The organism is Pseudomonas sp. ICBG1301 (assembly GCF_016918385.1).
Taxonomy (GTDB): domain Bacteria; phylum Pseudomonadota; class Gammaproteobacteria; order Pseudomonadales; family Pseudomonadaceae; genus Aquipseudomonas; species Aquipseudomonas palleroniana.
Map to the genome: position 1 here is coordinate 124372 of NZ_JAEKGB010000005.1, position 14056 is coordinate 138427.

Sequence of the window (14056 nt, forward strand, 5' to 3'; positions counted from 1 at the left end):
GGTTTAAGGCATCAGCACGGCGCGGCGGGCGTCGCCGAGAATGTCGACGCCGTTGAGCACGAACTTCTGGGTGCGTACGTCGATGTCGATCACCGGGATGCCGTTTTCCAGGCGGTTGTAGGTGCGGCAGGACAGTTCCAGGGTGGTGGTGGGCTTCTCACCCATTTTCAGCGCAGTCTCGGCCAGGCTTTTCAGCTTGCCGCCGACGGTGTGATAGGTGAAGTAAGTCTTGCCATCCTGATCCTGGCCGGCTTCGCGCACGTTCAGCAGAATGTCGTCGCCCAGGCGCACACCCAGGGCCAGCATGACTTCCGGGCCTGCACCTTGCAGCTCCAACGTGGCGTTGAGCACTTTGGCGCTCTTGGCCATTTCCTCGGCGATGAATCGCCCGCCGGTCATAGGCTCCATATCGAAATCAATCTTCGGCGGCGTGAAGGAGTTGACCGTCGCGGACAACGGCAGGCCTTGAAGGGTGGCCGCAATGGCCTGTCTTACACGGTTGGTAAACATTAGAGAACGTCCTCCAGGAACTGCTCGATGATTTCATCGCGGGCGTTGAGTTGATAAATCATGTGTTCGTTCGGCGCGTAGCGGCCGTAGTCGATGACGATGAACCAGGTGCCGTTCTTGTACTTCTCGACACTGTTGAGTTCCGGGTGCAGGTAAACGCTGCCGCCAGGGATGGTTTCGTCGGCGACCAGGGTCTGCAGCCAGTCGTTGATGCGCTTGACCTCCTGGTCCATGAAGGACTTGGTGAGGTTCTTGGCCATGGCTTTCTGGCCGGCCTTGACCAGCTTGCGGCTGATGGCATCTTCCAGGCCGACGTAGCTGATGAACTTGCCGGTAATGGAACGGTTACCCAGCAGCGAGAAACCGCCGAGGATAGTGCGGGCGTAGTAGCTCACGCCGTAACGGTTGAGCAGGTCGCCTTCGGTGGAGGTATCGAGGATGTTGTACTCGACCACGCGGGAAACGTCTTCGGCGAAGGTCACCTGGTTACCCGGGCTTTCCCATTGCTTGACCTTGGCCAATGCGGCAATGGCCAGGGACGATGGCGACAGGAACACGTTTTTCTTCGCGGCCTTGGAGTACACCGACGGCATGTTGTGTACCAGCAGGCAACGGTCGAAGCCGAGGTCGGCACCGCCCAGTTCGCCGCTATAGGTCACTTGGTCGGCGACGGACGCATCCTTGCCATCCAGCACCACGCGGGCCTTGATGCGTTTGCCGAAGGCGGCGAACTCACCAGCCACGGCCTTGGTGCCGGTAAAGCCAGGCGCGCCGATGATGGTCAGGTCTTCCGGCACGCTGCTCAGGGCCGCCAGGCCCAGCTTGCGACCGGTGATGGGGTCGTTGCCGCCGATCACATTGTTGACGGTGTCGGCCGGGGTTGCGCCCTCCTCCACGATCACCACATAGACCGGCACCTTCACCACCTTGAGGATCTGGTACACCGCGTGAAACAACGTGCCCGACTCAGTACCGGTAGGGTCCAGCAGCGCCTGAGTGGTAAAGCTGTTGATACGGAACGGGGCGTTTTTCGGGATCGACGCATGGGCGTTCGGCGCGGTGCCGACCAGACCGATAACGTTATCGCCCAGGCCACCCATGGCCTCGGGGGATTCGGTGGCATTCACGGTGATGCCGTTATGCTCGAAGTTCAAAACCTCAGCCATGATTAGTCAGCCTTCTTGGGGGTGGAGTTAAGGACGCTGGTCAATTCCAGTCGGCCGGCGGTGCGCAGGGCGGATGCTTCGACGTCGAGCAGTTCCAACTCCTCGCCGACGGTGGACCAATGGCCACCTCCGGTGGGGAACGGGATGAGGACGGTGTAGGTTTGGCGGTTGTGCATAAGTGGAATTCTCCGGGTGAGAAACGCCAAAGCCCCTACGGAGAGGGGCTTTGGGCGGGCGTAAAAAAACCGCTTTCGCGGTGGGTTATTTCAGGAAGGTTGGCGACTCTGGCCATACAACTTTATAAGGGTCCCCTGAGCCTTGCGGAACATCACGCAATGCCTGCCGATAGAGCGATACCTCACTACGCTGGGTATCCGTGAGCGAGTTGTCTAAAGACAGCATTGCCTCGGTAGACGCCAACAGTTGTTGGCGCAAGGTGCGAATGGATGCCCACTCGGCAAGGGCAATAGACTCAGGATTGGGTTTATATTGAAAGCCCACGTCAATTATTTCGTCCAATTAGAATTCCACCTTATCAGTAAGCGACAGTTTCGATTTAAGACTTCCTACGGCAAACAGACCACCGATGCCTACTTGCATGGTGTCAACACGAATGGTGGTCACATAGATACTTGGAAACTTCAAACGCATGATCACGTTGCCATTTGTATCGGTGTAAATCCCTGGAGACATGTTCCCGAAAACAGCTTTATTCAAGACAGCACGCTGAGGTGAATAGCAATAACCTACAATAGTTTCGTCCACGATACTAGCGCTGCCGTAGCTATAGCCACGAATGTTGAACCAGAACATTTGATCGTGAGTATTGATATTCACAGGTAGTTTAAAGTGCATATAAACGTTTTCTGACGTTCCGAGATCAACGTCAGAGAAACCGCCGGATGCGCCGGTATTTTGTGGACCACCAGTGCCCCAGACGCCACCTTGAAAGACGTTGAGCTGAACTGAACCGGAAGCGCCAACAACACCCACCATGTCTTTTTTACTGCGAAACTCATCAAACTCTGCACGGGCCGCATCCATGCGGCTGTCGATTTGGGAGATTTTCCCATTGACCGCAGTCGTCAAACTATCTGTTGCAGTGACCAAATCACCAATTTTCTGCTCAATACCCATACTGAACCTCTGAACTATCAAAATGCCAAGAATTACTCATGCAAAACAACTCTTTTGAATTATCGCTGCGCCTTACGCTCCAGCGCCATCACACGAAATAACACGCCTAAATGCCTAACCATGTTATTAACGTTAGCGGTGGCAACAGTCGCCAGCTCTTCAGCCATTAACAAATTAAGACTGTTACCGCCCACCACAATCGTCACGCTATCCGCCGGCAACGGCGAAATATCCAGCGTGAACTTTTGCAGCACCCGCGCCGCCGCCGCTTTATACGTCAGCAACTTCCCCGCCACCGAATACACCGCCAGCAAGGTCCCGCTGGCGAGGTAGAAACCGAACTCGCCAATTTCATACTCGGCCTCGCCATCGAACAGCGCGGCCATCCTGAGTTGGCGGTCGCCGAGGTCTTCGTAATCGACGATGGCAACCCGCTGACGCTCGTCCCGCAAGGCCACTTCCGTGCCGTCCGGGTTGTAGCGGCCGGTGCCGGCGCCGATGTGGGTGATTTCGCCTTTCAGGCCCTGGTTCTTTGCCTGCAGCACTTCATCCAAACCTTTGGAGGTGAAGCGCACCAGGCGCGTAATGTCATCTGTCATGGCTGCGCCCTGAGGTCGTAGTCGTTAATGGTGTAGTGCTGGGCAATCCCAGTACTGTTAAGCCGGGCGGCTAGCCCGAGTTCCGGCAGTACGCCTTCAAGCTGCAACTCACCATCACTCAAGGGTATGTGGGCTGCGCTGTTGAAGGAGACGGCACCGTGTAGCTTCACTTCGGGCAGCGCACCGGGCTGGCTGTCCTCGCCGATACTCAAGCCAGGATCTGCGGCAGCGGCGAGGCGCAAACCTGCTGCGGTTTCATGCACGATGGTGATCGTCGCCCGATCCCGCTCACTCTGCGCCGCATTGATGCGGCGGATCAGCCGGTTATGGTCACCGCTGGACCAACTGCGCCCGATGATCGCCTGGACGTCGAAGGTGTAAGGCACACCCAGCGGGCGCTGTTGATACCAGGCGCTGATGTTGGGGGTGAAACCCAGCGACTCCACCGCGTAGCTCAACGCCTTGGGCGTGCCCGCCTGGCGTTGGATCTGCCAGGACAGGGCCACGGTGAGGCGCTTTTCGGTTTCGCTGGCGTCGGCATCCCACTCACTGACGCCACGGTCGGCCGCCAGGTAGGGCAAGAATTGGGTGGGGGTTTGCAGCGGGTTCATCAACGCCGGAAACGGCGGCATGACCCGGTCGAGCAACTGTCCAAACCCCAGGTCCAAGGCTTTTTCCAGCGGTGAACTGTTGACCGGCAACAGGCTTGCTTTGGGTTCATCACTCATAGCGTGCGCACCTCCACCTCAACCCCCGTGCAATACGGGGCCTGGAACGCGGTGCTGATAATCGGCTGCAAGGGTTCGAGGATTTGCAGTTGCGCCGCGCCCGCACTGTGGATCGCGTAGTCGATCCAGCTCGGGTCCACCCGCCCTTCCAGGCGATGGCAGGAGTCTGCATAGGTTTGCAGCAGTTTCTGGGCGGCGACTTGGGTGAGCCCGGAGTCAGGGCCTGCATTGATCTTGGCCACCACACGAATTTTGTAGGGTTGAATCTGTGCGCCCTGCACGCTGACCAGGTCTGTCTCCGGTCGTACATCGGGCCGTGCGAAATGGCGTCGCACACCGTCAAGCAGATCGGCGGATGGCGTGCCGTCACCTTCCCGCGCAAGCACCGTGACCATCACTTCGCCCGGCGCGGTGCGGCGGGCGTTGCCGTCCTTGACCTGGGCGGCATAGCCGTCCGGGTCGAAGGTGTAGCTGACGGTCACCACGCCCGGCGTCGCACTTTGCACCTTCACCGCAGGACGTTCGCCCAGGGTGAAGACCTCGCGGCGATACTGCATCCGCGACCCCGCCGCAGGCGCGTGGGGTGCCAGGTAGTAGCGCAGGCGGGCGTCGTCGTCGCTTTCCAGGGTCGGCGGCACCGGCGGGAAAGCCGCCGGATCGCCTGGGTCGAGCACTTGGCGTTCCAGGCCCATGTCGGCCAGGCGGGCATCCAGGTTGCTGCCGGTGGCCCACCACGCCAACATCTGCTTGATGCGGGCGTTGTATTTGCGCTCGTGGGTCTGCAGGCGCACGCAAAAAGCTTCCAGGGCCAGGGTCAGCAGCTCGCTTTCGTTGTCGAGGCTGACCTTGAGCTTGGCCGCGCTTTGCGGCGCTCGGGTGGCGACATAGTCGACGACAAACGCCTTGAATTCGGCCAGCAGCGGCTCGAACTCATCCACCGCAATAATGGCCGGCTCCGCCAGTTGGTTCTGGCCTGGGATCAGCATGCTCATGTCACGACCTCGAAGGTTTGTTGGCGGTTTTTCCAGGTGCCGGCGAACCGCAGCAGCAGGCCGGCGCCCTGGCGGGTGGCGACGATGACCTGGGGTTGAAAGTCGCCAATGCCGTTCTGGGTGTTGTAGAACGCCTGGGCAGCATGGCTTTGCGCGAGGATCAGCAAGTCATCGCCGAGGTTCTGGCCCAGCAGTTGCGGGATCATCGAGCCGTACAGCGGGCGCTTCTGACGAGTGCCCAGGGGAGTGGTCAGCGCTCGGGTGGCGCGCTGCACGAATTGCAGCCAGTCATCGACGGCTGCCCCGGTGTTGCGATCGATGCCGATCATGGGATGTCCTTATCACGGGCTGATGACCCGACCTTGGTGGTCCACCAGCGGGCCGCTGAAGTGCGCGCCGCCGGCATCCAGCACCAGGCGGGTACCACCGATTTGCAGGATGATGCCTTGGGCGTTGAGGGTCAGGCCGGCAGCGCCGACCTTGACGTCGACTTGCTCGCGCGAACCGCTGAACATGGTGGGGCCGTTGACCCAGTTGAAGGTGTGGCTGGCGTCGTCGTAATCGCTTTGGGTGCCGTCTTGATGGCGCCGCCGGGTCAATGTCGCCAGGCTCGACACCGGCGGGAAGCGATCACTGTTCAAACCGAACAAGGCCACGGACTGCCCGCCACCTTCGCCGCCGCCATAGTTGAACAACAGGCATTGTTCGCCCACGGACGGGATGCGGGTCTCGGTCTGCGCGCCGGCACTGGGGTTGAAAAAGCGGATCGCCGGAGTGAGCAACTCACCGTGGCTGACCTTGCAGGTATGACTGGCAGCGTCGACCTCCTGGCACACGCCGATGCGACAGAAGCTTTCGGCGCGACGATAAAGGTCTTCGAGCTGGCCTTCCATTTCCGCCAGGCGCTCGACAATCGGCCCCAGTTGCATGCGTAACAGTGCGTCGAACATGGGCTACTCCGACAGGGGTTTGTATTGAGCGGGGTCGTCGATGTTCGTGACGTCCCAGGTGCAGGCAAACAGCGGCTGGCCCGTGGGATCGTTGAGCAACGCAGGCCCGATATAGAGGGTTTGGGTGAAGGAAACCGTCCAGGCGTCGTAGTCCGTCCCGGCGCTAGCCCGCGGCGTGGGAGCGGCGACGATAGTCGTCGGCAGATCACACTGTGGCTGGGGCAGGCCCCAGCGGTTATCCAGCACCAAATCCATGAGTTGGCTGGCCAGGTCGCAAGCGTCAAACGGCAAGGCGCCTGGCGCGACCATGGCCTTGAGCGAAATCGCCAAGGCGTGCGCCTTGCGCCCTTCGCGGGAGCGGATGCCCGGGCCGTTGCCCTCGACCGTGATCATCACACCGGTTTCGCCCTCCGAGCCCTGGAAGTCCTGATGACTGCCGACTTTCATGTTTGGGAACGCCGCGTGCAGCGCCGCGCCGATGGCCAGGGGCAGTTGAGATGGCTTTTCAATAAGCGTCATTTAAGTAGCGTCCTTGCAGCGGTTACTGCGGGTCCTGGCGGGAACTTTCATTGATCCCGATGCGCTTGGCTGCCCACCGTTCATAAAGGCCGATGGCAACATCGGCACCGGCCATGGCGGTCAAGCACCCAATGGCGCCGGCGGTCCAGATCGACATGCCGGCGGCGTAGCACAGCATCAGCGCCGAAACCCCGCACACCATGCAGGCTCCAGAGCGCAAGGCGAGCCGGCGGATCAGCGACCATCCGCGAGCCCCCTCCTTGTCTGCCCGCCACATTTCGCCGGATACCCCGCCGATCACTGCCAATACGATGACCAGCCAGATAGGCATTTCCGCTAACGCTTGTTGTTCATTTGTCATGTCACGCCTCCTGGCTGAGCACTCAATAGTCCGTTTTTCATTTACACATGCTTCGATAGGTAGGCATTCCAAAAAGCCCGGTCGCCCGGGCTTTTCAGTAATGATGTCCTCGAACTTTCGGCGCTACTGGCGCGGTACGGTTCTTTCCTCAATGTTTTTCCGACCACGATCCCTGTCTGCCGGATAACTGCTTCTGGTGCTTTACGCTGCACACCCGGGTCAGTTGCCAACCCTCTGAACCGTTATTAGGCCGGTTCATCGCTGCCTGTTTTGTGCTTCCTGTCAAGAAAGCCGGTTGAAACTAAAGAGCGTCGGCATCCTTGCCGGTGTTGCCTGGCATCCCTGCCATCGCTTCGATGGCGTCCTTGCCGATGTTGCGTGCCTTCCTTGTCTTCCCTGGCAGCATCCTTGCCGCCTCCACCAAGCCTTGTTGGCTGGCTTGAGATAAAGAATATGCATGTATGCATATACAGTCAATGCGTAAATGCATTTATTTTTACACTGAAATGCGCACATGCATTTTCGGCCTTATGGACAAAGGGTTTGGCGATTTTCTACGGGCGAAAAAAAAGCCCGCACAATGGCGGGCTTTGTCTTACGTATGAGGGTTAACGGGCGTACATGCCCCACCAGAACACATGACCGAGGATGCTGATCTGCTCATCCTGGATATCCTGGAAGCTGTAGTCCTCGTCCGGGTGCTCATCACGGTTGAAACTGCGCAGGCGAATCCCGGAAGGCAGGCGGTAGAGCTGCTTCACACGCAACTGGCCATTGTGATTGATGGCATACAGGTCGCCATCGACGATATCGCCAATGCCACTCTTGCCCGCATTCACCCCCACCGTGGCGCCGTCGCGCAGCACCGGCAACATGCTGTTGCCACGTACCGTCACACACTTGGCCTGGTCGAACTGCACACCGTTATGTCGCAGGCTGCGCTTGCCGAAACGCAGGCTGGCCTTCTCGCTTTCCTCGATGACGAATCTTCCTGATCCAGCAGCCAATTCAACCTCGCGCAGAAAGGGGATCGACACCTCGTCATCATTAACGGGCGTGTCGTCATCCCACAGGCTTATGTCCTTGAGTTCCGAATGCATCGGGTCGCGCCCTTCATCCCGCTGCGCACCCACTGCCGCGCGCCCGCGCAGGTAATCGGTGCCCACGCGAAAGTACTCGGCGATGCGGGAAATGTGCTTGTCCGACGGGTCAACGATCTTGCCGCTGAGGATCCGGGACAACGTGGATTGAGGCACGCCGGTACGCCGGTGAAGCTCCGTAGGGGAGATCCGGTCACGGTCCAGCAGCTCTCTTAAGACGATAGAAACGTTGCGTTTTTGCATAGCGCGGATATTGACGGGAGTTTTGAGGGTTGGCAAATGCTAATTTGCATATTTTATGCATTTTCCCTGCCTTCTCCCTGCCCACTTATGACCTGCGAAGCGCCAACCTCGCGTGTTAACCTTGCGGCCATTGCAAAATCAGCCGGGCCAGTGCCCCATCTTTGCCCCACCACTTTCAACGAACTTGCCAACTATCTGATGAGTAAAAACACTTCCGATCTGTCCTCCCACACCCCGATGATGCAGCAGTATGGGCTGAAGGAGTGGATAGGTCATGTTTTGCACGGCTTACAGCGATTCACTGTCTAAAACTTTACGTCCAGACGTCTAGTGTTTGAACCAGTAAAACGGTGATATGTGGAGTAAGTTTTAGACAGATTCTTGAGTGTTGTGCGCCACGTTATGTGGCTCAAGAAAACGTGGCGCACACATCTCCAGTCCGCCTCATGCCAGCATCTTCAGCGCGTGTTCGTACAGCACCTAGCGGTCTGCGACCCCATTCATACCGACGCTCTGAGCCTGAATTCGCTTACCATTTTTGTAAGTGAGATTAGCCAAGAACTTATTTTTCGACGCGTCTCCCCCGATGGGGACATCTGCGAGACGCAACGTCTGTGCTCTAATTTGACGCCAAGAGCAAACTTCCAAGCTCGACTCACACCCTAGAAGAAACATCAATTCGCTATGACGTATGCATGATTCTAATAAAAATACGCCAGCTCAGCCTGCTATCCTTAATAAATTGTGATGCGATCAAACTAATGGCTGATTAAGAGTTCTTGTAATCACGTTTATCAATGTAGGCATATCAAATGGCTTCACCAAGACCTCGGTCTGGTCAGGTAAGCGTTGTTTTAAATCGATGCCGGCGTAACCAGAAATAAGTAAAACTGGCAGACTGGGGTACCATATTTTGCACTGATGCGCCAATTCACAGCCGTCCATATGACTACTCAAGCCGATATCGCTGATCATTAACTGGAATTGCTCCCTACTGCTCTGTAGATATTTCAAGGCTGAAGCGCCATCGCTGGCAACGATAACCTCATAACCTAACTGCATCAGCCACATTGCAATGGTTTCACTCACCTCTGGTTCATCGTCAACTAGTAGTATTCGTAACCTGTGTTGCTCATCTTTGGATAGGTGATGAATGCTGTAAGTAGGGGTCTCATGCACTGGGTCCGGCTCTGAATCAGAATGGTCGAGAGGTAACCACAATAGTGCCCGCGTACCGATTCCGGGAACGCTTTCCAAAGAGATACTGCCACCTGACTGATGGGCAAACCCATAAACCTGTGACAGACCAAGCCCTGTCCCCGCCCCAACAGGTTTTGTAGTAAAAAAGGGCTCAAATACGTGCGTGAGCTGTTCTGACGAAATACCAATGCCTTGATCAAGTACTTCAATAAGCGCATAGCCTGGGTGCAACTCATCAATATCAAGGTCGATGGGCACCTTCAGCGCTTTAGACGCTTTCACCTCGATCAATCCCCCTCTAGGGCTAGCATCCCGTGCATTGACCAGCAAATTAAGGAGCGCGGCCTCAAATTGCGCGATATCTACATGGATATGAGGAAGATCGGGAGATACCTGCAATTTTACGTTGATATGGTGCCCAGCCGTAGGGCGTAAGAGACTGACGATGCCTGGTAGTCGGCTCGCAAGATTAAATGCGCATGGAGCAAGTGGTGATCGACGCGAAAAAGCTAGCAGTCGGTGAGTAATCTTGGCTGCTCGCTGAACCAGCTCATTAGCGCGTCTTGCACGCTCAGGCACTGCCGAGCAACGTTTCGTCTCGGCGAGATTTGAAATAAGTTCGAGAGATACACCGATCCCCTGGAGGACATTGTTGAAGTCATGCGCTATACCAGCACTGAGTTCGCCAATTGCAGCCATCTTGCTCTTGTGCAGCGATTCAGCCTCCAAGCATTTCCGAGCGGTGATGTCAGCAACCACACCGCACACGCGCAAAGGTGTGCCGTCCTCGGAAAATTCTGTGCGCCCAAGCGGTGAAACCCAATGAATAGAGCCATCTGGCCAGCGCACGCGAAATTCGCACCTCATTTCGCCTATGGTTCGTGCTTGCTCGAAGGCATCGGTGAGGATATGGCGATCCTCTTCAATCACGTGCTTCAGGGCAATTTCAAGCCCCCAACGTGGCTGGAGTTCGCTGTAACCAAAAATTTGATCGTGACGAAGAGACCTTAGCACTTCTTGGTCGCGTTCGAGGTCGAGCATCCAAACGCCCAAATCTGCACTCGTTAGAGCAAGCTGGAGTAATTGGGGCGGAAGGTTTTCCATGATGATGTCTCATCTTATAAGAGCAAGCCATAACCCAAGATTGGGGCCAACGAAGCAACACATACAGACCAGATAAAAGCCGAATCGTTTTTGCGTTTCGAACCATCAGGGATAAATTGACCAAAATCCGAGCGTAAAGGCTCATCAAGTGGGGCCAGGCGTGAAACAGGGGGAGGGAGTGCATGGATTAAAGATCCGCGCGCCCCTTAGGAGAAGCCGCCCAGCTACATCAGATGAAAAGCAAAGGCCAACATCCTTTGGCGCGCATAGGCGTACCTACCCGGCTTTCGAGCCTAATGACAGCGACAGATTCATCATTGTCACAGCAGCAAGTGAGCAGAGTGTGTTCGTCATCCAGGACTGACGCACCGTGAGACTGACACCTGACCTAGCCCTGGAATGTTTCGACCTGGCGAACCTCAAAGCGCGCCGAGTACATAAAGCAGCACCAAGGCGAAACGTTGGAGAAATTCGAATGGTTCAAGGTCGATACAGCCGTGGGCAAAGTACGGAGCAATGGGCCTTAGCTCATTAAACCGATCGCTTAGGGCTATGAAAAAAACCACATCACGAATGTCACAGCGGCAATCCAGCCGAACGTGAGCAGAAAAGAGAGGCCAACAAGCAGCTTATCCATGTTGCCCTTTCTAAAGATCGATGAACGCCTGCGAATACGCCTAAACAGAGTAGTTCAGTCGCATCATGGTGCAATTTCTTCTACATACACCTGGCACGTGCGCAACGCAATCACAGCATTATCCTGGTAGTCAGTGATGGATAAAACTCTTTGAACATGCCCAGGACCAAACTCGGGTCGACGAGCTGTACGAACGCCGACGTTGCCGCGTAGAGGCCCGCCAAGGCAAAACAAAGCACTACCTAGCCCATAGGGGATTCCCCTATGCGACGGGGCATTGATTTAATACACTTTTTCAAGACATATTCACGAATTATTAATCCTACGGTATGAGCAAAGATGCCACTTACCACATCCAACCAAAAGCTCTTCGTAGCCCTCGATGGGCATGCCGCAACTCTCGAATCGACCACCCTGGAAATAATCGAAGTCGCCAAACGGATCAACGATGCAGGCTTTTCCGGTGACGCCATGTCGCTTATGGAAGCCAGCAGAACCTTGAGAGGGCAATACGAGAGCATCATCGAAATCGCAGATGAGGTTCAAGATGGCCTAATTTTCCGGAGGGATCTATGATTTTCACAGAGCTCAGCTACCGGATGCGCCGCAACCTGATGCCGTAGTACTGAAAAACCTGGGTCGTAGGAGGTCAGCGATGGGCCACTCTGCCGAGTATCAAACTGAGCTGTACATCAAACAGCTGGAGCAGGTGGCCCAGACCCTTTTCGACCAAGGCATGGGCTTCAAAAACGGCGGTCACGACGAGTTAGCCAGATCGGCTTTCGAGCAATCAGCTCAATTGAACCGCGTAATAGTCGACCTTCGGAAGATCATGGAGAAGCGGGCATGGCTTTAAAAAAAACCAACCAGCAGCTTCGCCGCGACCTGAAAGAGGCGGCAGCCCTGCTCAAGTGGTCAGGCGTCGATCTATTTGGGGTCGCAAAGCGGCTACTCGCCGCCGGCGATCAAATCACTGCAGACGAGCTAATGATGATTGCGCTGAGCTATCAGGAGATAGAGGACAAGCTGGCGGGGTATGCGGAAGAGGTGAAGGCGGGAAGCATAAGCAGAACGTAACCCGAGCTGTACGGCTAAGAAAGTTACGTATTTAAATTTAGCTCAGGGATAGTGCGGCTATGTCGGACCAAGTAACAGCTGTCGAAATTGTTCGCCAAAGCCATCAGGGAATATCAATAAAGCCTTTCATTATTCGTGCTAACGATGGTGGAACCTACTTCGTAAAAGGGCTTTCTAAATCTGGCGGTCCGGCGCTGATATCGGAGTTGCTCTGCGCAGAACTGGGAAAAACTCTCGGTTTGCCTATTCCTCCATGGAAAAAGATGGTCGTACCTCAAGACTTGATCGACTTCAGCGTGGTTCCCAACGTCTCCGATCTGGAGGGAGGATTAGCCTTCGCATCGCAAGCGGTCGAAAGCGCTGTAGATTTCAACATTGCCCATTTGAAATCCACCCCTCGGGACCTGATGAGGAAGGTTCTACTTTTTGATTGGTGGGTACAAAATGGAGGCAGGATTCTCGGCCCAATGGGTGGGAACGTGAACTTAATATTGGACAGTCGTGGCGAGCTAGCCGTCATCGATCACAACCTGGCATTTCATAAGTCCTTCAATCCCGAAGAATTTCTTGAAGAGCACGTGTTCTGCGAGTGCCGTAAAGATTTTAGGGATTACCTCGTTCGTCAGGAATACACTGATTTCCTGAGCAAGGCGTTGTCGAACTGGGATACGATCATCAGCTTTTTGACCGAAGATTGGCTATATAGGGATGCAGACCTCATCGACCTGACCGAGCCAACGCTAGCAAGCCGGCTGGAAATTCTGCAGATGTTCAAGGAAGAGCGATTCTGGGGGGCCCTATGAGAATCATATGTAATTACTCAATTTTAAGGTTTCTCCCTTACCCAGAGACGGGTGAGTTTGTAAACATCGGGGTAGTGCTGCTTGCCAATAATGGTGATTTTCGTTTCGTCGTAGAGACCAAGCGCCAGCGCGTAACAACATTTTTCCCAAGCCTTGATGCCAAGATTTTTATCAGGGCACGAAAAGAAGTAAATGCTGAGCTTGCTAGACTCAGCGGCTTTTTCACGAGCCATAGATCTGATCGCCAAGCGCTCTCTTCGACATTCAGCCACCTGGTGCATCCGAGGGAAACAATGATGCGCTTCAGTGAGCCAGGCTCAATAGTTGCGGCAAATTCAGACCAGGCACTAAAGGCTCTATTTGACCACTATGTGAAGCACAGCTTTGCGACAAAGGAATATCAAGAAGCAGCACTAGAGAAACAGCTAGGTAGGCTGTTGGCTGACGTCAATCTGAAGCAGCATTACGTGGATCGAAAGCTGGGCTCATCGGACTACCCAGTGAAATTTCCATTCGTACTGATCCAGGGTGGCAAGCCTGTGCAGGCAATCAAGCCTTTGCACCTTGGTCACGAAGAATCCGGAAAAATCTATGAACACGGGGACGCGTGGATATCACGAGTGCGACGCCTAAGCGCAAAGGGCCAGCTACCACCTGATACTCTGTTTGTCGCAGGCCCTCCTATCGCTGGAAAGCCGAAGCTTTTTAAGGCTTATAAAGAGGTTTCGACAGAGTTGAGCGCTTTTCCAGAGGTTCGCGTGATCAGCTCAGAAGAAGATCGAGCAAGTATGGTGAGTCTAATTAAGGAAGGTATTCCAGCTTCTGCTGAAATAGCTTAGGTTAAGCCCGGCCCAGCGCCGGGCTTCTTGTTTCTGCTAAGCGCCCTGCTCTGCTATGGTGGCGTCCTCTGATCGCAATGGAAGCTTCAAA

19 protein-coding genes are annotated in these 14056 nt (G+C 55.5%); 5 read left to right on the forward strand and 14 right to left on the reverse strand.

Translation table 11 applies throughout. The annotated features are described in order from the left end of the window. Positions 1-3 precede the first annotated feature (3 nt). The 14 genes from JBE38_RS13520 to JBE38_RS13585 all read right to left on the reverse strand — a co-directional run bounded on the left by JBE38_RS13520 (position 4) and on the right by JBE38_RS13585 (position 10609). Positions 4-510 (reverse strand): phage major tail tube protein, encoded by a 507-nt coding sequence (locus JBE38_RS13520; RefSeq protein ID WP_060753970.1) that lies wholly within the window; start codon positions 508-510, stop codon positions 4-6. Beyond that, on the reverse strand, positions 510-1676 hold the full coding sequence (locus JBE38_RS13525; protein WP_060753969.1) for a hypothetical protein: 1167 nt from the start codon (positions 1674-1676) through the stop codon (positions 510-512). The genes JBE38_RS13520 and JBE38_RS13525 overlap by 1 nt, the downstream gene beginning before the upstream one ends. 2 nt (positions 1677-1678) lie before the next feature. Beyond that, positions 1679-1852 (reverse strand): hypothetical protein, encoded by a 174-nt coding sequence (locus JBE38_RS13530; RefSeq protein ID WP_162843515.1) that lies wholly within the window; start codon positions 1850-1852, stop codon positions 1679-1681. An 85-nt stretch (positions 1853-1937) separates the two neighbouring features. Then, on the reverse strand, positions 1938-2195 hold the full coding sequence (locus JBE38_RS13535) for a phage tail assembly chaperone (RefSeq protein WP_090366466.1): 258 nt from the start codon (positions 2193-2195) through the stop codon (positions 1938-1940). After that, the gene (locus JBE38_RS13540) at positions 2196-2813 is read right to left on the reverse strand and encodes a hypothetical protein (RefSeq protein ID WP_090366468.1); all 618 of its coding nucleotides are present in this window, start codon (positions 2811-2813) and stop codon (positions 2196-2198) included. 59 nt (positions 2814-2872) lie between these two features. Then, positions 2873-3412: a hypothetical protein gene (locus JBE38_RS13545; protein ID WP_205344447.1), complete on the reverse strand. Its 540-nt coding sequence runs from the start codon at positions 3410-3412 to the stop codon at positions 2873-2875. Next, positions 3409-4140, reverse strand: coding sequence for a phage tail protein I (locus JBE38_RS13550; RefSeq protein ID WP_205344448.1), 732 nt, complete (start codon positions 4138-4140; stop codon positions 3409-3411). Before JBE38_RS13550 ends, JBE38_RS13545 begins: the two co-directional genes overlap by 4 nt. Further along, complete coding sequence (locus JBE38_RS13555; protein ID WP_205344449.1) at positions 4137-5132, reverse strand: baseplate J/gp47 family protein; 996 nt, start codon at positions 5130-5132, stop codon at positions 4137-4139. Before JBE38_RS13555 ends, JBE38_RS13550 begins: the two co-directional genes overlap by 4 nt. Further along, the gene (locus tag JBE38_RS13560) at positions 5129-5461 is read right to left on the reverse strand and encodes a hypothetical protein (protein WP_060753964.1); all 333 of its coding nucleotides are present in this window, start codon (positions 5459-5461) and stop codon (positions 5129-5131) included. Before JBE38_RS13560 ends, JBE38_RS13555 begins: the two co-directional genes overlap by 4 nt. A 12-nt stretch (positions 5462-5473) precedes the next feature. Continuing rightward, positions 5474-6082: a phage baseplate assembly protein V gene (locus tag JBE38_RS13565; protein ID WP_205344450.1), complete on the reverse strand. Its 609-nt coding sequence runs from the start codon at positions 6080-6082 to the stop codon at positions 5474-5476. A 3-nt stretch (positions 6083-6085) separates the two neighbouring features. Continuing rightward, the gene (locus tag JBE38_RS13570; protein ID WP_205344451.1) at positions 6086-6601 is read right to left on the reverse strand and encodes a hypothetical protein; all 516 of its coding nucleotides are present in this window, start codon (positions 6599-6601) and stop codon (positions 6086-6088) included. Positions 6602-6623: 22 nt separating this feature from the next. After that, entirely contained in the window at positions 6624-6962 is a 339-nt protein-coding gene (locus JBE38_RS13575; protein ID WP_060753961.1) for a phage holin family protein, read from the reverse strand. A 608-nt stretch (positions 6963-7570) separates the two neighbouring features. After that, entirely contained in the window at positions 7571-8314 is a 744-nt protein-coding gene (locus JBE38_RS13580) for a LexA family transcriptional regulator (RefSeq protein ID WP_174554046.1), read from the reverse strand. Positions 8315-9058: 744 nt separating this feature from the next. Next, complete coding sequence (locus JBE38_RS13585) at positions 9059-10609, reverse strand: PAS domain-containing hybrid sensor histidine kinase/response regulator (protein ID WP_205344452.1); 1551 nt, start codon at positions 10607-10609, stop codon at positions 9059-9061. Between the two features lie 976 nt (positions 10610-11585). On the opposite strand from JBE38_RS13585, the gene JBE38_RS13590 reads away from it, so the two are divergent. The 5 genes from JBE38_RS13590 (at position 11586) to JBE38_RS13610 (ending at position 13965) form a co-directional block, all read left to right on the forward strand. Further along, positions 11586-11822, forward strand: a complete 237-nt coding sequence (locus JBE38_RS13590) for a hypothetical protein (protein WP_126870769.1) — start codon at positions 11586-11588, stop codon at positions 11820-11822. Between the two features lie 79 nt (positions 11823-11901). Then, the gene (locus JBE38_RS13595) at positions 11902-12102 is read left to right on the forward strand and encodes a hypothetical protein (RefSeq protein ID WP_205344453.1); all 201 of its coding nucleotides are present in this window, start codon (positions 11902-11904) and stop codon (positions 12100-12102) included. Continuing rightward, a complete protein-coding gene (locus tag JBE38_RS13600; protein WP_205344454.1) occupies positions 12093-12323 on the forward strand; it encodes a hypothetical protein in 231 nt (76 codons plus the stop codon). Before JBE38_RS13595 ends, JBE38_RS13600 begins: the two co-directional genes overlap by 10 nt. 59 nt (positions 12324-12382) lie before the next feature. After that, a complete protein-coding gene (locus JBE38_RS13605; RefSeq protein ID WP_205344455.1) occupies positions 12383-13126 on the forward strand; it encodes a HipA family kinase in 744 nt (247 codons plus the stop codon). Beyond that, positions 13123-13965 carry a DUF3037 domain-containing protein gene (locus JBE38_RS13610; protein ID WP_205344456.1) on the forward strand — a complete coding sequence of 281 codons (843 nt, stop codon included), beginning with the start codon at positions 13123-13125 and terminating at the stop codon, positions 13963-13965. The genes JBE38_RS13605 and JBE38_RS13610 overlap by 4 nt, the downstream gene beginning before the upstream one ends. Positions 13966-14056 lie beyond the last annotated feature (91 nt).

What these genes read in the sequence shown, in the direction of transcription:
- JBE38_RS13570 (WP_205344451.1), bottom strand. Translation starts at nt 6,601, where the DNA reads ATGACGCTTATTGAAAAGCCATCTCAACTGCCCCTGGCCATCGGCGCG.
- JBE38_RS13595 (WP_205344453.1), top strand. Translation starts at nt 11,902, where the DNA reads ATGGGCCACTCTGCCGAGTATCAAACTGAGCTGTACATCAAACAGCTG.
- JBE38_RS13555 (WP_205344449.1), bottom strand. Translation starts at nt 5,132, where the DNA reads ATGAGCATGCTGATCCCAGGCCAGAACCAACTGGCGGAGCCGGCCATT.
- JBE38_RS13560 (WP_060753964.1), bottom strand. Translation starts at nt 5,461, where the DNA reads ATGATCGGCATCGATCGCAACACCGGGGCAGCCGTCGATGACTGGCTG.
- JBE38_RS13550 (WP_205344448.1), bottom strand. Translation starts at nt 4,140, where the DNA reads ATGAGTGATGAACCCAAAGCAAGCCTGTTGCCGGTCAACAGTTCACCG.
- JBE38_RS13610 (WP_205344456.1), top strand. Translation starts at nt 13,123, where the DNA reads ATGAGAATCATATGTAATTACTCAATTTTAAGGTTTCTCCCTTACCCA.
- JBE38_RS13575 (WP_060753961.1), bottom strand. Translation starts at nt 6,962, where the DNA reads ATGACAAATGAACAACAAGCGTTAGCGGAAATGCCTATCTGGCTGGTC.
- JBE38_RS13530 (WP_162843515.1), bottom strand. Translation starts at nt 1,852, where the DNA reads ATGCACAACCGCCAAACCTACACCGTCCTCATCCCGTTCCCCACCGGA.
- JBE38_RS13600 (WP_205344454.1), top strand. Translation starts at nt 12,093, where the DNA reads ATGGCTTTAAAAAAAACCAACCAGCAGCTTCGCCGCGACCTGAAAGAG.
- JBE38_RS13590 (WP_126870769.1), top strand. Translation starts at nt 11,586, where the DNA reads ATGCCACTTACCACATCCAACCAAAAGCTCTTCGTAGCCCTCGATGGG.
- JBE38_RS13605 (WP_205344455.1), top strand. Translation starts at nt 12,383, where the DNA reads ATGTCGGACCAAGTAACAGCTGTCGAAATTGTTCGCCAAAGCCATCAG.
- JBE38_RS13545 (WP_205344447.1), bottom strand. Translation starts at nt 3,412, where the DNA reads ATGACAGATGACATTACGCGCCTGGTGCGCTTCACCTCCAAAGGTTTG.
- JBE38_RS13565 (WP_205344450.1), bottom strand. Translation starts at nt 6,082, where the DNA reads ATGTTCGACGCACTGTTACGCATGCAACTGGGGCCGATTGTCGAGCGC.
- JBE38_RS13540 (WP_090366468.1), bottom strand. Translation starts at nt 2,813, where the DNA reads ATGGGTATTGAGCAGAAAATTGGTGATTTGGTCACTGCAACAGATAGT.
- JBE38_RS13585 (WP_205344452.1), bottom strand. Translation starts at nt 10,609, where the DNA reads ATGGAAAACCTTCCGCCCCAATTACTCCAGCTTGCTCTAACGAGTGCA.
- JBE38_RS13525 (WP_060753969.1), bottom strand. Translation starts at nt 1,676, where the DNA reads ATGGCTGAGGTTTTGAACTTCGAGCATAACGGCATCACCGTGAATGCC.
- JBE38_RS13520 (WP_060753970.1), bottom strand. Translation starts at nt 510, where the DNA reads ATGTTTACCAACCGTGTAAGACAGGCCATTGCGGCCACCCTTCAAGGC.